This is a genomic window from Brevibacterium metallidurans (assembly GCF_037101285.1).
GTDB classification, from domain to species: Bacteria; Actinomycetota; Actinomycetes; order Actinomycetales; family Brevibacteriaceae; genus Brevibacterium; species Brevibacterium metallidurans.
Genome location: NZ_BAAAAF010000004.1, coordinates 79,056 through 99,204 on the forward strand (window position 1 = coordinate 79,056; position 20,149 = coordinate 99,204).

General features: G+C 63.6%; 12 protein-coding genes and 2 CRISPR repeat arrays (1 of these 14 running past the window's edge). All 12 genes read left to right on the plus strand.

Annotated elements, in window-relative coordinates:
- A CRISPR array of direct repeats spans positions 1–6,318; the repeat unit is 28 nt; unit sequence GTGCTCCCCGCGCTCGCGGGGATGATCC (it extends 301 nt beyond the left edge of the window).
- 92 nt (positions 6,319–6,410) lie between these two features.
- A CRISPR array of direct repeats spans positions 6,411–6,926; the repeat unit is 28 nt; unit sequence GTGCTCCCCGCGCTCGCGGGGATGATCC.
- A gap of 375 nt (positions 6,927–7,301) precedes the next feature.
- The 12 genes from cas3 (at position 7,302) to AACX88_RS06925 (ending at position 20,146) form a co-directional block, all read left to right on the plus strand.
- The gene (gene cas3 / locus AACX88_RS06870; RefSeq protein WP_339392301.1) at positions 7,302–10,523 is read left to right on the plus strand and encodes a CRISPR-associated helicase Cas3'; all 3,222 of its coding nucleotides are present in this window, start codon (positions 7,302–7,304) and stop codon (positions 10,521–10,523) included.
- An 82-nt stretch (positions 10,524–10,605) separates the two neighbouring features.
- Complete coding sequence (casA, locus tag AACX88_RS06875; RefSeq protein ID WP_339392302.1) at positions 10,606–12,288, plus strand: type I-E CRISPR-associated protein Cse1/CasA; 1,683 nt, start codon at positions 10,606–10,608, stop codon at positions 12,286–12,288.
- Positions 12,275–12,988 (plus strand): type I-E CRISPR-associated protein Cse2/CasB, encoded by a 714-nt coding sequence (gene casB / locus AACX88_RS06880; protein WP_339392303.1) that lies wholly within the window; start codon positions 12,275–12,277, stop codon positions 12,986–12,988. Before casA ends, casB begins: the two co-directional genes overlap by 14 nt.
- A gap of 75 nt (positions 12,989–13,063) precedes the next feature.
- On the plus strand, positions 13,064–14,209 hold the full coding sequence (gene cas7e / locus AACX88_RS06885) for a type I-E CRISPR-associated protein Cas7/Cse4/CasC (protein ID WP_339392304.1): 1,146 nt from the start codon (positions 13,064–13,066) through the stop codon (positions 14,207–14,209).
- Positions 14,206–15,006, plus strand: a complete 801-nt coding sequence (cas5e, locus tag AACX88_RS06890) for a type I-E CRISPR-associated protein Cas5/CasD (RefSeq protein WP_339392305.1) — start codon at positions 14,206–14,208, stop codon at positions 15,004–15,006. Before cas7e ends, cas5e begins: the two co-directional genes overlap by 4 nt.
- Entirely contained in the window at positions 14,987–15,715 is a 729-nt protein-coding gene (gene cas6e, locus AACX88_RS06895) for a type I-E CRISPR-associated protein Cas6/Cse3/CasE (RefSeq protein ID WP_339392306.1), read from the plus strand. The genes cas5e and cas6e overlap by 20 nt, the downstream gene beginning before the upstream one ends.
- Positions 15,716–15,727: 12 nt before the next feature.
- The gene (cas1e, locus tag AACX88_RS06900) at positions 15,728–16,672 is read left to right on the plus strand and encodes a type I-E CRISPR-associated endonuclease Cas1e (protein WP_339392307.1); all 945 of its coding nucleotides are present in this window, start codon (positions 15,728–15,730) and stop codon (positions 16,670–16,672) included.
- Positions 16,672–17,049 (plus strand): type I-E CRISPR-associated endoribonuclease Cas2e, encoded by a 378-nt coding sequence (gene cas2e, locus AACX88_RS06905; RefSeq protein ID WP_339392308.1) that lies wholly within the window; start codon positions 16,672–16,674, stop codon positions 17,047–17,049. The genes cas1e and cas2e overlap by 1 nt, the downstream gene beginning before the upstream one ends.
- 292 nt (positions 17,050–17,341) lie before the next feature.
- Positions 17,342–17,707 (plus strand): VOC family protein, encoded by a 366-nt coding sequence (locus AACX88_RS06910; RefSeq protein WP_339392309.1) that lies wholly within the window; start codon positions 17,342–17,344, stop codon positions 17,705–17,707.
- A 156-nt stretch (positions 17,708–17,863) separates the two neighbouring features.
- Positions 17,864–19,261 (plus strand): amino acid permease, encoded by a 1,398-nt coding sequence (locus tag AACX88_RS06915; RefSeq protein WP_422614418.1) that lies wholly within the window; start codon positions 17,864–17,866, stop codon positions 19,259–19,261.
- Between the two features lie 104 nt (positions 19,262–19,365).
- Positions 19,366–19,857: a hypothetical protein gene (locus AACX88_RS06920; protein WP_339392311.1), complete on the plus strand. Its 492-nt coding sequence runs from the start codon at positions 19,366–19,368 to the stop codon at positions 19,855–19,857.
- Positions 19,742–20,146 (plus strand): transcriptional regulator, encoded by a 405-nt coding sequence (locus AACX88_RS06925; protein WP_339392312.1) that lies wholly within the window; start codon positions 19,742–19,744, stop codon positions 20,144–20,146. Before AACX88_RS06920 ends, AACX88_RS06925 begins: the two co-directional genes overlap by 116 nt.
- The last annotated feature ends 3 nt before the right edge of the window (positions 20,147–20,149 follow it).

Below are 20,149 nucleotides of genomic sequence, written 5' to 3' on the forward strand. Positions count from 1 at the left end.
CGACGTGCTCCCCGCGCTCGCGGGGATGATCCCACCCCCAGCACTGCCTCCACCATCGCGATGAGGTGCTCCCCGCGCTCGCGGGGATGATCCCCGCACCTACGTCCCCACCCAAGGGGGAATGCAGTGCTCCCCGCGCTCGCGGGGATGATCCCCTCCGATGACTACGTGAACGCGTGGTTGCGGCGTGCTCCCCGCGCTCGCGGGGATGATCCGTACTGGACGTTCGTCGACATCCCCAACTCAGCGTGCTCCCCGCGCTCGCGGGGATGATCCCATTCCCGACACCATCACAGCCACGGACGACGGGTGCTCCCCGCGCTCGCGGGGATGATCCCCCCATCGGCATCAAGGTATTCAGCAATAATCCGTGCTCCCCGCGCTCGCGGGGATGATCCGACTACCCTGGTATCGCTGATTATCTTGATGAAGTGCTCCCCGCGCTCGCGGGGATGATCCTTCGTGCCAAGCACAGTCGCGCCCAAGCGACATGTGCTCCCCGCGCTCGCGGGGATGATCCCACCGGGACCAGGCCAACCGGGGACGTGACGATGTGCTCCCCGCGCTCGCGGGGATGATCCGTCAGAACCAGCCGACACACCCGCCTGGTCGAGGTGCTCCCCGCGCTCGCGGGGATGATCCGGCCGGACAGCACGAGTTCGATGCCGCCGTCGTGTGCTCCCCGCGCTCGCGGGGATGATCCCATCGGCGACGTGAACAACAGGTCCGGTGACCTGTGCTCCCCGCGCTCGCGGGGATGATCCGTTCGCCGTCTGCTGCTCGTATGCGAGGGCGAGGTGCTCCCCGCGCTCGCGGGGATGATCCGCAGCATGAGTTCAGCGGCATGGCCGCGATGATGTGCTCCCCGCGCTCGCGGGGATGATCCGAACGACTACAACAATCGATTCATGGAGGAGGAGTGCTCCCCGCGCTCGCGGGGATGATCCCAGGCCGTCAGTGCGGTCGAACACGGCAGTACCGTGCTCCCCGCGCTCGCGGGGATGATCCGTCGTATCAGCAGGCGGCGAAGAAGCTCACCGCGTGCTCCCCGCGCTCGCGGGGATGATCCGGTCGACAAGCTGCCCGTTACGTTTACAGCCCCGTGCTCCCCGCGCTCGCGGGGATGATCCGGCACGACCATGAGTGAGAAGTACACCCCCGACGTGCTCCCCGCGCTCGCGGGGATGATCCGGGGTGGACTCTCGACCTGGACACCACCCTCAAGTGCTCCCCGCGCTCGCGGGGATGATCCCACCCATGACAGCTACCCGCGCCCACCGATGTGGTGCTCCCCGCGCTCGCGGGGATGATCCCGAGAACACCCCGCCGGACCCGTGCCAGCCCGAGTGCTCCCCGCGCTCGCGGGGATGATCCGGTCACGGTTCGACCAGCCTTCCCGCTGACAGTGTGCTCCCCGCGCTCGCGGGGATGATCCGGCTCGAGAGGATCGAACACAGCCTCGAATCAAGTGCTCCCCGCGCTCGCGGGGATGATCCGACATCTTCGCGCCGGACGAGCTGCCAGCCGTCGTGCTCCCCGCGCTCGCGGGGATGATCCGTCCGCGATTTCCTTCGCCGACTGACCTGACGCGTGCTCCCCGCGCTCGCGGGGATGATCCCGGAAATCCGTGCGCACCGGAGTCGAGGTCTTCGTGCTCCCCGCGCTCGCGGGGATGATCCGGACCGAACCATGAGGACCATATGCGCCGAATGGTGCTCCCCGCGCTCGCGGGGATGATCCGATCGCCGTCCCTGGGTCGAGCCTGCGGGCCTGGTGCTCCCCGCGCTCGCGGGGATGATCCGCCTCCACCGCAGGCCAGGCCGGGAAACGACGCGTGCTCCCCGCGCTCGCGGGGATGATCCGACCGCGAGTATCCCCGGAGATTCGAACACCTAGTGCTCCCCGCGCTCGCGGGGATGATCCGATCGCCGTCCCTGGGTCGAGCCTGCGGGCCTGGTGCTCCCCGCGCTCGCGGGGATGATCCGAGCTGGTATCAGCGGGAGAAGAGCAAAGTCGTGTGCTCCCCGCGCTCGCGGGGATGATCCCTGGCACCTCTTGTCGCGGAGCTCCACGAAGATGTGCTCCCCGCGCTCGCGGGGATGATCCCACGGGCACCGCCCCAATCGAGGCGGCGAATAGGTGCTCCCCGCGCTCGCGGGGATGATCCGTTCCCCAGCGAGAGCCTTGAGCGTGGCGGTGGGTGCTCCCCGCGCTCGCGGGGATGATCCCGCCTGAAGCTGAGCCTTGAGGTCCGCGTTTTCGTGCTCCCCGCGCTCGCGGGGATGATCCGTCCTCTTTCATTTCACGGATTTGCTCTTCAAGGTGCTCCCCGCGCTCGCGGGGATGATCCCGCCTACGGGGGGCGCGCGTGCACCCGGTGAACGTGCTCCCCGCGCTCGCGGGGATGATCCGGGCGACCTGGGCGGGTACGTGCAGCGCGCAGAGTGCTCCCCGCGCTCGCGGGGATGATCCCCCACGACGGTCGGACGTGAACCCGACCACCTCGTGCTCCCCGCGCTCGCGGGGATGATCCCACGCCGAGCTCGGCCATGACCGTCGACGGCGAGTGCTCCCCGCGCTCGCGGGGATGATCCGACTACCGCCGCTGCGGAGTGATGATCTTCCGAGTGCTCCCCGCGCTCGCGGGGATGATCCGTCATCGGCTCCCCCCTGCCTGTCGGGGTGTCCGTGCTCCCCGCGCTCGCGGGGATGATCCGGTGCGACGGTGACGACGACCGTAGCCTCGTGCGTGCTCCCCGCGCTCGCGGGGATGATCCCAACTACCGGAACTCCTCGGAGATCATCTACTCGTGCTCCCCGCGCTCGCGGGGATGATCCCAACCGACGTTCGACCTGGATTTCGTCGAGGTTGTGCTCCCCGCGCTCGCGGGGATGATCCCACCACGTTCAACCTGTACTGGGAGATCACCGCGTGCTCCCCGCGCTCGCGGGGATGATCCCTGCTGGGGGAGGACGAGGGTGGCGACCTGCCGGTGCTCCCCGCGCTCGCGGGGATGATCCGACCAGCGATGCGACGACCGCCTCCTCAACGAGGTGCTCCCCGCGCTCGCGGGGATGATCCGGCGGTGCACGAGGCGAACCTCCAGCCCCCTTGGTGCTCCCCGCGCTCGCGGGGATGATCCGCACCGCGACCAGTGGAAGACCGCTCTCACTGGGTGCTCCCCGCGCTCGCGGGGATGATCCCCCGTCATCGCCAGTGCCGCTGAGGCGATGACTGTGCTCCCCGCGCTCGCGGGGATGATCCCAGCTCCGCCCGCTCAATGCGTAGCGTCTCGGCGTGCTCCCCGCGCTCGCGGGGATGATCCGGCGACGACGCCGAGGCGAAGCTCCGCGCCCTCGTGCTCCCCGCGCTCGCGGGGATGATCCGGTGTGGCGGATCTTCACGAGATCCTTCGCGTCGTGCTCCCCGCGCTCGCGGGGATGATCCGGAACCCGTGTACGCCTCCGAAGATCTCACCGAGTGCTCCCCGCGCTCGCGGGGATGATCCGCCTCGGAGCCCCACACCTTCGTGGCCAGGCGCGTGCTCCCCGCGCTCGCGGGGATGATCCCAGCTTCACGCTCCGGTACTCCTCACCGCAGAAGTGCTCCCCGCGCTCGCGGGGATGATCCGGCGTTGTTCGAGATCTCCACGTCCCGGGCACAGTGCTCCCCGCGCTCGCGGGGATGATCCCCCGCACATGAAGAACAGAGCGAGACCCGACCCGTGCTCCCCGCGCTCGCGGGGATGATCCCCCGGACTGGGTGTCCTCGAACCGGACGTTCGCGTGCTCCCCGCGCTCGCGGGGATGATCCCGGCCCCGTCGAGCCGAGGATCGCCCAGAGGGTGTGCTCCCCGCGCTCGCGGGGATGATCCGGACTCTTCGGCATGACGAAACGCATCGCCTACGTGCTCCCCGCGCTCGCGGGGATGATCCGGCTCTGCAAGACCCGGTGCGCGGTCTCTCCGCGTGCTCCCCGCGCTCGCGGGGATGATCCCGGTTGAGCGCGAATGTTGCGGCGGGGCCAACCGTGCTCCCCGCGCTCGCGGGGATGATCCGCACGGGCGGTGGATCGAGCCGTCGCAGATCCGGTGCTCCCCGCGCTCGCGGGGATGATCCCCTTCCCTCCTCGGGCTACCAGAACATCACACCGTGCTCCCCGCGCTCGCGGGGATGATCCGCATCGCAGATGTCGTCGGGGTCGGGGTCGGTAGTGCTCCCCGCGCTCGCGGGGATGATCCGGTACCCGACCCCGTCGTCGTCGGAGAGTCCAAGTGCTCCCCGCGCTCGCGGGGATGATCCTTCTGGGCCGTCGTCGCCCGCCACGCCTACTGAGTGTGCTCCCCGCGCTCGCGGGGATGATCCCGACGACTCCCTCGGAGGTGACGGTGTACTCACGTGCTCCCCGCGCTCGCGGGGATGATCCCCTATGGCTCCACAGCTGCCCACCCGTCGGGCCGTGCTCCCCGCGCTCGCGGGGATGATCCTCAGCCGTCCTGTCGGTGCGCATCGTCGGTGACGTGCTCCCCGCGCTCGCGGGGATGATCCGCTGGCCCCGCAGGCGACGGAAATCGAAAAGAGGTGCTCCCCGCGCTCGCGGGGATGATCCGGCCGCGAACAAGGCTGCCGCGCAGATCGTCGAGTGCTCCCCGCGCTCGCGGGGATGATCCCATCAGCCGCCGATGAAGAGAGGCGTCCTCCTCGTGCTCCCCGCGCTCGCGGGGATGATCCGCCCTACCAGGCTGGAAGTGGCAACCACAGCGGGTGCTCCCCGCGCTCGCGGGGATGATCCCCGCACGGCACGTCGAAGAAGGTCCGCCCGAAAGTGCTCCCCGCGCTCGCGGGGATGATCCCCGCATCGCCGATGCCTGCCAGGGCAAAACCGTGTGCTCCCCGCGCTCGCGGGGATGATCCCTCGACCGACACACCATCGGGGACTACGGTGACGTGCTCCCCGCGCTCGCGGGGATGATCCGGGTTGGCCTGGCGGGCGACTTCTTCGCGGACGGTGCTCCCCGCGCTCGCGGGGATGATCCGCAGGGACAGCGCGGCTTTCTGGCACTGGTTGAGTGCTCCCCGCGCTCGCGGGGATGATCCCCGAATGTCCATGATCCTCAAGGCCGCCGCCGCGTGCTCCCCGCGCTCGCGGGGATGATCCGGGTTGGCCTGGCGGGCGACTTCTTCGCGGACGGTGCTCCCCGCGCTCGCGGGGATGATCCCAGTCACCATCACCGGCCCCATCGACCACCCAGGTGCTCCCCGCGCTCGCGGGGATGATCCTTGTCCACGCGCGCACGCGCCCATCGTCTCGTGGTGCTCCCCGCGCTCGCGGGGATGATCCTGTCTCGCAGTCGCGCCACTGGGAGGATGGTTTGTGCTCCCCGCGCTCGCGGGGATGATCCCCTCTCCACCAATCCGGGCAACATCGCCGACAGGTGCTCCCCGCGCTCGCGGGGATGATCCGCGCGACCAGGGCAACCGGGTCGGCGGCGGCGAGTGCTCCCCGCGCTCGCGGGGATGATCCGGGCGTCGGCATGTCCGCCGGGGTCTCCAACTCGTGCTCCCCGCGCTCGCGGGGATGATCCGCCCAGGATGGTGCGGGCGCGTGCGCTGAGGTGGTGCTCCCCGCGCTCGCGGGGATGATCCGCGTCACAGATGTCGTCCGGGTCGGTGTCGGGGGTGCTCCCCGCGCTCGCGGGGATGATCCGCACGCTCACCACTCGACCTCGGCGCGGCACCTGTGCTCCCCGCGCTCGCGGGGATGATCCGTCCGACACGGCCTAAACCCAGTCCGGGGAGGCGTGCTCCCCGCGCTCGCGGGGATGATCCTTCCTCCATCGCCAGCGTGCTGGTGCTCCCGTCGTGCTCCCCGCGCTCGCGGGGATGATCCGTCCCCGATATCGGCTCCGTTGCTGGTGTCGATGTGCTCCCCGCGCTCGCGGGGATGATCCCCGCCTGTCTATGATCCTCGGATCCGCCGCCGCGTGCTCCCCGCGCTCGCGGGGATGATCCCGTGTCCTCCCTGCAAGCCACCTCGATCAGGTGGTGCTCCCCGCGCTCGCGGGGATGATCCCGGGCCCGTCGTCGTCCTCATCCTCGCCGCCATGCGCTCCCCGCGCTCGCGGGGATGATCCGATCGACTTGAGCACGAGCGCGCGGCGCGACTCGTGCTCCCCGCGCTCGCGGAGATGATCCCAACTGGGACTCCAACGCCCGCCGAGGCACGCCGTGCTCCCCGCGCTCGCGGGGATGATCCGTCGCTGACGGGGATCTCGATGGACTCGAGCGCGTGCTCCCCGCGCTCGCAGGGATGATCCGGTTGCGGGCAACGGCGGTGGGGGTGAGTCCTCGTGCTCCCGCGCTCGCGGGGATGATCCGTACCAGGACGACCTCGACGACCCGGACTTGGGGTGCTCCCCGCGCTCGGGGGGATGATCCGCCATTGACGCGGCGTTCGCGATCGGCGGCGGGGTGCTCCCCGCGCTCGCAGGGATGATCCCTCGGCCGGTGGCAGGGAGTTCCTCACGCTCACGTGCTCCCCGCGCTCGCGGGGATGATCCGGGAGACGGCTGCACCGTGCTTTCCGGCGTCCTGTGCTCCCCGCGCTCGCGGGGATGATCCCCAGGTGCGGCCCGCCGGGGTGTAGGCGTGGTTGTGCTCCCCGCGCTCGCGGGGATGATCCGTCCGGGACCAAAGAACCCGCCTCCGGCTTCCAGTGCTCCCCGCGCTCGCGGGGATGATCCGATGCGGGGGTCGCGGTCACATCGGGGCAGCGAGTGCTCCCCGCGCTCGCGGGGATGATCCGATGGCACGCGGCCGTGGCCACCGCCCCCCCCTGTGCTCCCCGTGCTCGCGGGGATGATCCCACGGCCGGGACGTCAGGGGTTCCTGGATGGTGGTGCTCCCCGCACTCGCGGGGATGATTCGAACGCCCATAGAGTCCGTGTCCTTGATACCTGATCGGCCCATGGTCGAAAAACTGATCGCCTCGACGGCCCGGCGCTCGCAACAGAATTGCAGACCTCGGCCCGATGCAAATGGTGAAGATACGCGCCCGCTCTTCCGGCGTACGGTCTTGCACAGATGAGTGTCCCGGCGAGTTCCCTTGAACTTGCCAGCGCCCAGTGTCAAGTCCGTGCCTCACGCTAACCTGCATGAACAACCAACAGAAGTGATGCAGCGCACATTTTGCCCTTGACAACTACTTCCGAAGCAGACAAGATGATCCATACCCATTCGCTTAACTTGTAACTATTGTCTATCGGTATCGGTACTAGGTCCTCGACCCACAGGAGCACCTCGTGATCTACCCCGTCCAGCTCCCCCTCGCTGACCTGTTATGGGCGAAGACTCTCAACGACTTTGAAACCAAGGAGCTCATCGGTTGGCTCCCTCTGCCCGTTCATCTTCGCGACACGGCAGAGATCGCGTGCCTGCTTCTCCGCCATCGGAAGTCGCGGCAACAACTCGCGGTTCTCGACGCCGCGATTCCGAAAGCAATCGATCTGGAAGCGCTGGTCTGGCTTCTCGCAGCATTGCACGACACTGGTAAGGCCGGGCCGAACTTCCAGGCACAGTCACAAGACCGTGCACAGAGCCTCTACGATCAGACTTCACGTCTGGCGGCTGACGGTTCTTCAACCTTGAACATCAGCGACTGCCAAGAAGTCGCAAGTCAGTCGGAGTTTCCCCACTCGCTGGCGTCAGAGATCATTGTTGCGAGGACACTCGGCGAAGAGTTCGGACTTTTCGACCTGACAACACCAACCTCGTCAGGCAGTGCGTTTCAGCGGATCAAACCGAAGACTCAGCGTCGACTCTTCCCGATCGTTCACCAGTTCGCGAGTATCCTCGGTGCCCACCACGGTATGACAGCTAACGGTGCGCTTGCCGCGCGCCACATCGTCTCGACGAAGCAAACTGCTCTGCTCGGTGTCGAATCAACACCTTGGCCGCGGACTCAGCGTGACCTCGTACTGGCGCTGATAGACGAAAGCGGGCTCGACCTCGGAGCAGACCTTTGGCGCGATAGTGCATTTCTCGTGGACCGAGGCGCCCTTAGCCTTCTCTCTAGCATCGTCGTCGAGGCAGATTGGATCGCGTCTGACCACACGAATTTCCCACTCATTGACCCTGACCAGAACATCGGTCTGTGCGAGCCCTCAACAACCAGAGCCTCCAACGCGTGGAATGACATCCGCCTACCCTCTCTCTGGGTATCAGTACCGCCCAACTCAGCGGACAAGGCCCTACACTCCATGTTCGACCTTCCTCATTCCGCGAGTGCATCGTCAGGGCAACAGGCGGCACACGCAGCGACGATAGGGTTACGTTCACCCGCGCTGATCATCCTCGAGGACGAAACTGGGGCCGGTAAGACTGAAGCGGGATTGATGGCGGCAGCAAATCTGGCGCGGGCCACCGGAGCGTCGGGCGTGTTCTTCGGATTGCCCACCCAAGCCACCACCAACGGCATGTTCTCTCGATTCGCTCCATGGGTCGCCAATCTGGTCAGCGCCGGCGCTGCGCCGGGAGTGTCGCTGAGCCTGGCTCACGGCAAAGCCTCACTCAACCGAGACTGGCAGAAAATCGGTCGGCTCACCGACAGTGACACGGATACGAGCAACAAACGTCTCGGCGAGGGCGCGGATTACGTGAACGACGTGGTCGGACTACACCTCGGCGGCCACCTGCCTGATGACTCTCAAGTTGAGGACGAATGGGACAACCATGTTAGCAACGGCAGGTCACCCAAACGGCTCAAGCCCGGCACCCATGCCTGGCTGAGCGGACGCAAGAAGAGACTGCTTTCCGACTTCGTCATCGGCACAGTCGATCAGCTGCTCATGGGGGCGATGAGATCACGACACCTCATGCTTCGACACAGTGGGCTGGCCGACAAGGTTGTGATCATCGACGAAGTCCACGCAGCGGATTCAACAATGAGGCTGTTCTTGACCAAGGTTCTCGTGTGGCTTGGTCGGTGGGGTGTTCCGGTCGTCGTCCTCACTGCCACTCTGCCGCCCGGCCAGAAGCGGGAGCTCATCCATGCCTACAGGCGAGGGCTCTCATTGCGTTCCAATCGGAATTCCGCGGCTGATTCCGACTCGTCGGCTCTCACCGCTCCCAGCGAGGACGACCCGCTTGGCAAACCACACGAGCCTGATAAGAGCAAAGCCGTCTACCCGGCACTCACAGTTGTCTCGAGCTCGACAGAAACCACTGTGCCAATTGCGCGAGGCAGTTCGAGAACAGTCGAGGTGCACGAGATCTCCGATGACAATGAAACGCTGATCGCTGAACTGCGAACTCTGAGCCACGACGGAGGGTGCTTCGCGGTCATCCGCAACTCCGTCACCCGCGTTCAAGACACAGCAGAACTTCTTCGTCAGGAGTTTGGAGATGACGTTGTGACAGTTGCCCACTCTCGGTTTGCCGCCTCAGATCGGGCCGCAAAGGATCGAGAGCTCCTTGCACGATATGGGAGAACGAGCACTTCACGGCCGGCCTTTTCCATCGTCGTGGCCAGCCAGGTCCTCGAGCAGAGTCTGGACATCGACTTCGATGCCATGTTCACCGATTTCTGCCCCATTGATCTCCTCATCCAGCGCCTCGGTCGTGTTCATCGTCACCAAGAACGCAAACGACCAAGAACCCTCGCAGACCCGCTGTGCTTCATCACCGGAATCAACCGTGAGGAAACTGACGAAGCGGTTCCCTCTGCAGTACCGTGCTTCGTCCGAGATTCGGTATCCATCTACGGCGAACACCTGCTCCTGAGATCACTAGCCGCATTGAGGTCGCAATGTCCTGACGGCATCGTAGCTTCTCCGGATGATGTTGCAGCCCTTGTTCACTCCGTCTACAGCGCAGAACCATTGGGTCCCGAAACCTGGGGTCCGACGATGCTGAACGCTCAAGTGCAAGCCGAACGCAAGCACGCCGAATTGCGTGATCTTGCCCAGAGATGGACAACCGAGCCCGATTTCGACATTCACGGACTCGACGACTGGCTGAATGACAACGACGGCGACCCTGAGGACGTCGACCCTCACAACCGCGAGCGAGGCAGCGTTCGTGATGGTTCCGAGTCCATAGAAGTCCTTCTCGTTCTCACCGACGGAACCGGTTGGCGGACTCTTGACTGGTTGCCGCGGTCGGGCGGGGTTCCGATCCCCACAGATACGGAAGTCCCTCGATACATCGCCGAGGCGGTCGCCAACTCATCCATCAGACTTCCCTTCGCCATGTCACGAGGAACAGCCGGTGATGCGGTCATTGCTGAACTCGAAAAGCTTGGTGTGGCCAGTTGGCAGCAGTCGCCATTGCTCCGAGGCCAACTCGTCCTCCCTCTCGCCCCGCAGTCCGAACCTATAGGCACTCAGGAAATCGAAGTCGAGGCCAAGGACCCATCGGTAACGACTTACCAGGGTCAAGTTGGCGGATGGTACGTCACCTATGACAAAGAGCAGGGTCTCTCCGCATCTCCAGTCACCAGAAATGCCGAACAGTTCGCTCCTTGATGAAACCAATACTGACCCCGACTGCCCAATCGTTCCGAAGCACTCTTCAGATCCGAACCACGACACAGAGAGGATACCCAGCATGAGCACCCAACAGACAACAGGACAGATAACCGAGGAGGTGAATACTCCGACTGAACCGTTCTTCAACCTCGTCGACGAACCCTGGATCCCCGTTCTCAACGTCGATGGCACCGAAACGATTCTTTCATTGAGCGGGCTCTTCGATGAGGCCGAGTCGATCCGGCAGATCCAAGGAGAACTCCCGACCATGCGTCCGGCGATCCTCCGTGTAGTCATTGCCGTCATGTGTCGAGCGCTCGGGCTGCCGGATAGCCCGAACGACTGGCTCGCGAAATGCACGGACTGGGAACTCGTGAGAGATGCGGTGTCACGGTATCTGACGGAGCATCACGATCGATTCTGGTTGTGCCACCCCGATCAGCCCTTCTTTCAAGTGGCAGACCTCGGGCCAAGTACTGGCGAAATCAAGGGACTTGACGCGGTAGTCGCCGACTTCCCTGCCAACGTTCAGATGTTCACTCAACGGGGACCGAACAGCCTGCACCGCATGTCCGCGGCTGAAGCCGCCCGCTGGGTGATTCACGCTCAGGCGTACGATCCGTCGGGAATCAAGACTCCCGATCGTCGGGACCCTCGAGCCAAGGGCGGCAGAGTCTATCCGCTGGGAACGGGATGGGCAGGTAAGGGCGAGATTCTCGTCGCCGGTGGAATCAACCTCGGCGAAACACTTCGTCTCAACTTCATCGGAGCGGATGGACAGTTCGTCATCAGCGGGAGCGATGATCTTCCGCCGTGGGAGCGCTCGCATCCGGGCCCACTTGAAGAGTTCGATCAGCCAGCGCAGCCGCGCGGATTCATTCAGGTCTATACCTGGCAGTCCAGGCGAATCCGTCTTGTCTTCGACGACAGCGACGTCGTGGGCATCGTGCTGACCTACGGTGATCCTCTCCGTGAGCAGAACCGCGATTCGCTCGATCCGATGATGACCTGGCGATACAGCAAACCACAGTCGTCGAAATTCGGCACTACTGTGTTCATGCCGGGAATGGTTGACCCGACCAAGGCAGTGTGGCGCAGCTTTGCAGCATGGCTTCCGACTCGGGCTCAGAACAGAACCGATGATCAGCCCCGCTTTCGGGAACCGGGTGTTCTCCGGTGGATCGGCGAGCTGCACAAACACGCTGTCCTACCGCCAGAGCTGATGCCGAACATCGAACTCTATGGAGTGGAGTACGGGAACATGTCGGCAACCTACGCCGATCTGGTCAGCGATTCCCTCACCGTGCCACCGTTTCTGCTCGAAGAAGGTGCGATCGATGCCGCTCAGACAGTCATCCATGCCATCGACGACGCCGACACGGTTGCTTGGTACGTCGGCACCCTTGCCGCGAATCTCGCCAAGGCGCGCGGAATCGATTCCGCCGAGACTATGCGGGGAGAAGCGCGCGAGGAGGCCTACCTTCGATTCGGCCAGCTCTTCCACGCGTGGCTCGATGAAATGCACGCTGTCAGTGAATGGCATCGTGCCCGAAGAACCTGGCAACAGTCACTCCGTCAGGATGCTGTCGAGTTCGCGAATCAACTTGCTCTGGAAGCCGGAGTCGAGTCGTTCTTCGGGCGGGTGATCGACGTCGAGACCAACAAGTGGCTCACCACTGATATCGCTTTGAGCTACTTCCATCGCGGGCTCCGCAAGACCCTCCCACTTGCCTATGAGGAGAAGACAGATGTCAGGAAATGAATCAGCAACGACGATGCGGTCCGATCTACCCAGCTCATTCGTCATTCCGAAGGTTGTAAACCTCCAAAAGCAGTTCCTCGAGGGCAGTCCAGATGCTCGGGCCGTGCTTGCGCAGCTGCGTGCCGCGACCACGGGGGATCCTGGTGCAGCGTGGGGTATCAGCGAATATCTGTTGCCGGAACGCGAGCTTAAGCCAAGTATGTTGAGGTCGGGGTCCCAGTACGCAGACTCAGCCGATTTCGCAGAGACGGCAATTCACATCGCAATGACGTCCTACGCGTCGATGCAGCAGGCCAGATCCGAACCCATGCATGTCGACAAGCGGTCACTTGGAACAGCCGCCCGGCTCCTCGGCGGAAGCGCCGATGAACCGATGGACCAGGGGAAGGTGTGGCAACGTCTTTCAAAGCTTGCTCAAGCGCAGTCAGTCTCCGGATTGCGCTGGCAGCTGCGTGGCATGGTCAGCCTTCTCAAACGGCGCGGAATCGGCATGGACTTCGGCCAGCTCGCCAACGATCTGTATTTCTGGCAGATTCCCGGGCGACGAGTCGGAGTGCAGCGCACCTGGAGCCGTGCGTTCTTCAATACGGCGGCTGGTTCAACTTCGGGTGCTGGCAGACAGGACGGGACCGCGAAAGTGCCCGGCGAACAACAGAGCGACCAAGCGGACGCCGACGATTCCGAAACCTTAAGCCGGTAATCCGACTCAATCAACTTCGTGCCAACCATCCGAACTGCGATCTCACCAACGCACCATCGAACTCAAGGAGCAATCATGACCACCTACTTCGACGTCCACGTCATCCAGTCCGTTCCCCCGAGCAACGTCAATCGGGATGAGACCGGCGCACCAAAGACCGCTATGTACGGCGGAGTGCGGAGAGCGCGCGTGTCCTCACAGGCCTGGAAGCGGGCGACTCGGAAGGCATTCGACACCTTGCTCGACAAAGACAACCTCGGATTCCGTACGCAACGAGTGATCGAACAGCTCGCAGAGGCGATCGGCAATATCGATGACACGCTGAAAGCCGACGCCGATGCCATTGCCGAGCGTGTGCTCAGTGCTGTGGGAATCAAACTCGAGAAGCCGAAGAAGAAGTCAAAGGATTCCGAAGACGAGAATGACACTCGCACGGAATCTGCCTATCTCGTCTTCTTCAGCGCACAGCAGATCGCCAAGGCCGCGGAACAGGCAGTCAGTGACCACCGGGATGGGAAGACGAAATTCGAGAAGAAGACGTACGCGCCGATCCTCAAAGCCGACAACTCGATCGACATCGCCCTGTTCGGACGGATGATCGCCGACCTCACCGACCTCGGCGTCGATGCATCGGCGCAGGTAGCGCATGCATTGTCCGTACACGCCGTTGAGAGCGAGGCAGACTTCTACACTGCAGTCGATGACTACAAGGTCAACGATCCAGACCGCGATGCGGGCGCGGGTATGCTCGGGACGGTCGAGTTCAATTCCTCTACGCTCTATCGATACGCGACCGTCAACGTCGACCAGCTTGAGAAGAACCTTGGCTCCGGAGATGTCACGCGCGAAGCACTCTCCGCCTTTGCCCGCGCATTCGTCCTATCGATGCCGACAGGAAAGATGAACACGTTCGGCAACACGACCGTGCCGGCGGCGGTCATCTACTCGGTGCGAACCGATCGACCCATCAACTTCGTCGAAGCCTTCGAAGATCCGATCGATCACAGTGATGGCTTTGTGCGCACAGCGATCGACGAACTGGTCGGCTACGCCACCAGCGTCGACGCCACGTATTCACCGGCGCTCGGTTATTGGACGGCTGGAGTCGGGCCTCGTTCCGAACGACTGGACGCGCTCACACCCCGCACCTCGATTGAGGCTGCCGCAGAGGCAGCTGTTGATTCCGCCATCAAGAACGCTGCGACCGGGGAAGACAAATGAGCACCCTTCTCCTACGTTTAGCGGGTCCCATGCAGTCATGGGGGATGCGCGGCAGATTCACGCGCCGCACAACCGAATTGCAACCGACGAAAAGCGGCGTCGTGGGTCTGTTGGCGGCAGCGATGGGGCGCCGCCGAACTGACCCGATCGAGGATCTCGCACAGTTGCGGATGGGTGTTCGCATCGAACAGCCAGGACGTCTCATGCGTGATTTCCAAACCGCGACCCGACCCGGTGTGACGGCACCACTGTCGTATCGGTACTACCTCAGCGATGCGATATTCCTGGCGGCTGTGGAAGGACCTGAGCCGTTGGTTGAGGGGATCGACAGTGCGCTCACGACTCCGAAGTTTCCGCTCTATCTCGGTCGGCGCGCGTTTCCTCCTGCAGGACGGCTCAGCCTCGGCGTGCGACCAGAGGCCATGGATGAGGCTCTGGATACGTTTCCTTGGCAGGCAAGTCCATTGGTGAAGAAGTCGAACCACAGCCCACAAGTCAGTCTCAGGGTCGTTCGAGATATCAGTGCAGACGAGGATCCTACGGATGTACATGAGGACGTTCCGCTGAGTTTCGACCCCAATCGGAGGTTGTTCGGCTCGCGCCCAGTGGTCGAATACTTTGTCAGGTTGCCGAACCCCGTGGCGGAGAAGCCGGAAAGCGCAGATAGGGCGCATGGAGTTTCAATTGGCAGTACTTCACCGGTTGACCACCGTGCTTCATCTCGCGGAGGCGGTTCGGCACGCACCCACGACCCGGTGGGATTTTTGGGAGGTCCGAATGTTTCTCAGCAAATGTGAGATCAATGCTGCACGCCGAGGGGCAAGACATCTGCTGGGTTCACCGCAGATGATGCATGCGGCCGTAGAGGCATCGTTCCCATCGAATGTGCAGACTGCAGAGGAAGGACCTCCGCCAAGGCGTCTGTGGCGGATCGATAGAGGAACTCCGAACCCTGTTCTTTATGTCGTCAGCGACAGCGCTCCCGATTTCACCCATATCGAAGAGCAGGCCGGATGGCCTACTCAACCCAGTTGGGGAGTCGCGGACTATGCGCCTTTGTTGGATGGCCTGACAGAGGGACAGCAGTGGGAGTTCCGGTTGACAGCCAACCCCGTCCACAGCGTAAGACAAGGCGAAGGACTGCGGGGCAAAAGGTTCGCCCATGTCACGGTGGCCCAACAGGAACGTTGGCTTTCGGAACGAGCGGAGAAGCTCGGTGTCGCTTTCGACGTCGGTGTCAGCGAGGACACCAATCCGGAAGGACCAGTTGAGTCAGAACCGGTGAGCTTCCGTGTGGAAGAACGGCAGTTGATGAAGTTCCGTAAGAAGGATCGAAGTGTGACGATTCGGAAGGTGCGATTCGATGGTGCACTTCGCGTGACAGATCCCGGGTTGCTCAGAAGTGCGCTGGTCGGCGGAATCGGTCCGGCCAAAGCCTATGGGTGCGGTCTGCTCACTCTGGTGCCGCCAGCCCCACAGATCGCCCGTGAAGCCGACTTCGATTGAGGAGGGACTGCCATGCAGGGTTCGGTTCCATTGGAGCGTTATGAGCTGACTCGTATCCGAGATCGTCTCTCGTTTCTCTACGTCGAGAAGGCAACGATCGCCAGAGATCGAAACGCCTTGACCATTCGAACGGAAGAGGGAACTACGTATGCTCCTGGAGCCGGCCTCGCATGCATCATGGTCGGGCCTGGCACTCGGATCACGCATCAGGGTATGAGCTTGCTCGGCGAATGCGGGGTTTCCGCAATTTGGGTCGGTGAACAAGGCATTCGCTATTACGCGCACGGACGGTCTCTAGCTTCGAGCACACGATACTTGGTGAGGCAGGCGGAGTTGGTGTCCAATGTTCGATCTCGAGTTGCTGTCGCGCGGGCGATGTATGCTCAGCGCTTTCCTGACGAAGATGTGTCAACTCTTTCAATGCAGCAGCTGCGAGGTCGCGAAGGTGCGAGAATACGGCGGATCTATCGGGACGAGGCTGCGCGCACCGGCGTTCCATGGAACAGGAGAGAGTTCGACTTCGACGACTTCGATGCCTCGGATGACATCAATAGAGCCCTGAGTGCTTCGCACGTTTGCCTCTATGGAATCACCCATGCTGTCGTGGCAGCGCTTGGCGCTTCTCCCGGATTGGGATTCGTCCATCACGGACACGAACGTGCTTTTGTCTATGACATCGCAGATCTGTACAAAGCTGAACTGACGATTCCGATTGCCTTCGATGTCGCTGCCGAAGCACCTCCAGACATCGGATCCTCGGTTCGTTTTCGGGTGCGGGACACCGTCCACCGGTTCCGAGCTATCGACAAGATCGTCGATGACGTGACGAGACTGCTGTTCGAACCCGCAGAGGCTGAAGACGCTTTGAATTCGTTGGGCTTCGACGACAATGTCGTTCAGCTCTGGGATCCGAACGGACTCCACGCCGGCGGAACCAACTTTGAAAAGGAACCCTGATGGTCGTCGTCGTGGTTGCGGCGTGTCCACCAGGCCTGCGAGGGGAGCTCACACGTTGGCTGTTGGAAATATCACCGGGGACTTTCGTCGGCAAGCTGTCAAAGCGCGTTCGAGAGCGAGTTTGGCAACGGGTCGTCGATGGAGTCGGAACCGGACGTGCGACCATCGTCTGGTCTGCCAATAATGAGCAGGGGCTCGAGTTCCTTACTCACGGGGACACGTGGAAGGTCAGTGACTTCGATGGGCTCCGGCTGATTACTCGGCCGGATCCTCAGCAAGCCGAACTCCGCAGAAAGGGCGTGAAGCTTGCGGATTCGGATAAGGGCGGTCTTCAACAAGGGTGGAGCATGGCTTCACGAAACCGACGACGTGGATAGCATTCGCCAACGCAAGCAGACATGCCATTGGTACTGACTAGCGAGCATTTTCCCCGCACACGTGGGTATGATCCATTCACCACGCCTGCGCCTAGGTCGGGATTGTTGTGGTCCCTACGCTTGCGGGGAGAAGATATTCGTGCTCCCTCGACAAAATCAGCGATTGTCGTTCTCCCCTGCAAACTCGAAATTACGCGCTTGTGTCAACGGCCAGGGCACTGCCACGAACGGAGACTGGGTTCGCACTCGTTTCCCCCTGTACACCCGCCGCTCGCTCCCCCACACTGAACCTATGGCCAAGACGACGAAAATCCTCAGTGTCTCCGTCCCCGTCAGCGACCTCGACGAGGCAACCCGCTTCTACACCGAGGTCCTCGGATGCTCGGTCAGCTACGACGGCGAGCCAATGCCCGGCAGCCGCATCGTCGAGGTGGCTCCACCCGGGTCTGATGTCGCGATCGTCCTCATCCCGGAGGGCAGCGAGATCCCCGTCGCCATCCGGCTCGAGACCTCGGACGCCGAGGAGGCCCACGAACGGATCTCGGCCGCCGGCGTGACGATCCACAACGACGAGGTGCTGCGGTGGCCGGGCGTGCCGCCGATGTTCTCGTTCACCGACCCCGACGGCAACGGACTCGTCTACCTCCAGGACGACTGACCGACCCAACACACTGCACCCACCACACCGCAGAACTCGAAGCGACCGCACCTGCACGTCACACGCGGCCCCTGCACACTCCACCCCATGAGACTCGGGTCACCCCATGAGCGTTAGACTGCTCTGGTGCCTGAAACACATTCATCGCAGTCGCCAGTGACCGCCGACTCCGCCCACGCCAGCCCTCAGTCAACTCCCGACGGCTCCGGCCTCAAAGCGGGAATGAAGCCTCGCCACCTCGTCATGATGAGCCTCGGCTCCGCGATCGGCGCCGGACTCTTCGTCGGCTCGGGCGCAGGAATCCAAGCGGCCGGGCCTGCTGTGCTCGTCTCCTACGTCGTCGCCGGCCTCATCGTCATCTTCGTCATGCGCGCGCTCGGCGAACTCGTCGCCGCCGACCCCAACCCGGGCGCGTTCTCCCACTACGCCGGCAAGGCGATGGGACCTGCCGCAGCTTTCGCCGTCGGTGCCCTGTGGTGGGTCCAGCTGTGCCTCGTCGTCGCCGCCGAGGCCACCGCGGCCGCACAGATTGCCGCCGCCTACATTCCGTCCATCCCGCAGTGGGTGCTCGCGCTCATCATCATGATCGTCTTCACCGCGATCAACCTCACAACCTCCGGCAGCTTCGGCGAGTTCGAGTTCTGGTTCTCCCTCATCAAGGTCGCCTTCGTCGCCCTCTTCGTCATCCTCGGCGTCGCCTACCTCCTCGGCTGGACACCGGCCGACCCGCCCGCAGAGATCTTCACCGACGGCTTCATGCCCACCGGCATCTCCGGCGTCGCCGCCGGCCTCCTCATCGTCGCCTTCGCCTTCGGCGGGATCGAGATCGTCGCCGTCGCCGCCGCCGAGACCTCCGACCCGAGCCGGTCCGTGTCCAAGGCCATCAAGACGATCGTGTGGCGCATCCTCTTCCTCTACATCGGCTCGGTCGCGATCATCGTCCTCGTCCTCGACTGGACCGACCCGCGCCTGGCCGAATCGCCGTTCGTCGCCGTCCTCGACACCGCGGGCCTGCCGGTCATCGCATCGCTCCTCGCCGCCGTCATCGTCATCGCGCTGTTGTCCTCGATGAACGCGAACATCTACGGCGCCTCCCGCATGGCCTTCTCGATGTCGCGCCGGTCGATGCTGCCGTCGGGACTCGGCCGAACGAACCGGCGCGGCGTCCCCGTCGCCGCGGTGCTCGCGACCTCGGTGTTCGGTTTCATCGCCGTGGCCCTGAACTACTTCTGGGCTGCCGAGGTGCTCGGCGTCCTCCTCCAGATCGTCGGCTCGACGCTCATCGTCACCTGGGTCGTCACCCTGGTCTCCCAGCTCATCCTCCGCCGCCGCGCCGAGGCCGCCGGCACAGAACTGCCGCTGAAGATGTGGCTGTTCCCGTGGCTGACCTACCTCACCCTGGCCGGGATCGCGGCGATCATCATCCTCGGCCTCACCGTCGAATCCGTCCGCTCCCAGATCATCGGCACCCTGATCTTCTCGGTCGCCCTCTACCTCATCGGCATCGCCGTGACCCGCCGCAACAAGGCGAAGGGCATCGTCGCCGAGGTGTGATCGCCGAGGTGGTCCTCCCGGCCCCTGCCCCGTGCCCTCCGCGCGGTGCAGGGGCCGTAATCTTAGTGTTTCCATATCGGAAACTCTGGGGTAGAGTTTCCGATATGGAAACACGAACCGATGGAACCTCGCCGGATGCCGTCGACGCGCAGCGTGCGCTTCAGACCGCGGACAGCGAGATGAAGAAGACTCAGAACCCGCGCCTCCCTCTGTGGCTCAATCTCGCTTCTGCGGCTCTGTGCTTCGCGTCAGCCGGATTCCTGATGACCGACCCTGAACCGACAACAGCGTCGATCGTCATCATGAGCACGTTCGGCCTCGTGTCGCTGGTGATCATTGCCCTGTTGATGCGCTACATCTGGTTTCCTCGCGGCTACCGACACGTGAAGATCGAGTGGAAGGTCGTCGGCACCATCGTGATCGGCGCCATTTTCGCAACATTGATCGGCATCGTCTGGGTCATCGCGGCGCGAGACGCAGGTGTTCGCGTGTCAGCGATTTGGCTATTCATCATCGGCGGCGTCTGCCTGCTCCCGGCGGTCTTGGACGTCGCCGAGAAGCTCTGGCCGAAGGGCACAGGTCGGCACGTTGCCTGAGGCCTCGTTCAACCCTCTCATCCACGCGCCGATCCGACTGCGCATCTGCGCCATGCTGTCGAAAGCCGCCGGGATCGAGTTCAGTGAGATCCAGTCACGGCTCGACATCTCGAAGTCGGCGCTGAGCAAACATCTGACCCAACTTCATGAGGCGAGTTATGTCGACGAGGAGTCCGTTGTCCGTCTCGGGCGGGCCCGCCAATGGCTCTCGCTCACTCCAGCCGGACGCTCAGCGTATGAGGCGCATCTTGCGGCGCTGCGAGAGATCGTCGACTCTGCGGAGGCTTGACGC

What these genes read in the sequence shown, in the direction of transcription:
- casA (WP_339392302.1), top strand. Translation starts at nt 10,606, where the DNA reads ATGAGCACCCAACAGACAACAGGACAGATAACCGAGGAGGTGAATACT.
- casB (WP_339392303.1), top strand. Translation starts at nt 12,275, where the DNA reads ATGTCAGGAAATGAATCAGCAACGACGATGCGGTCCGATCTACCCAGC.
- cas7e (WP_339392304.1), top strand. Translation starts at nt 13,064, where the DNA reads ATGACCACCTACTTCGACGTCCACGTCATCCAGTCCGTTCCCCCGAGC.
- cas5e (WP_339392305.1), top strand. Translation starts at nt 14,206, where the DNA reads ATGAGCACCCTTCTCCTACGTTTAGCGGGTCCCATGCAGTCATGGGGG.
- cas6e (WP_339392306.1), top strand. Translation starts at nt 14,987, where the DNA reads ATGTTTCTCAGCAAATGTGAGATCAATGCTGCACGCCGAGGGGCAAGA.
- cas1e (WP_339392307.1), top strand. Translation starts at nt 15,728, where the DNA reads ATGCAGGGTTCGGTTCCATTGGAGCGTTATGAGCTGACTCGTATCCGA.
- cas2e (WP_339392308.1), top strand. Translation starts at nt 16,672, where the DNA reads ATGGTCGTCGTCGTGGTTGCGGCGTGTCCACCAGGCCTGCGAGGGGAG.
- AACX88_RS06910 (WP_339392309.1), top strand. Translation starts at nt 17,342, where the DNA reads ATGGCCAAGACGACGAAAATCCTCAGTGTCTCCGTCCCCGTCAGCGAC.
- AACX88_RS06920 (WP_339392311.1), top strand. Translation starts at nt 19,366, where the DNA reads ATGGAAACACGAACCGATGGAACCTCGCCGGATGCCGTCGACGCGCAG.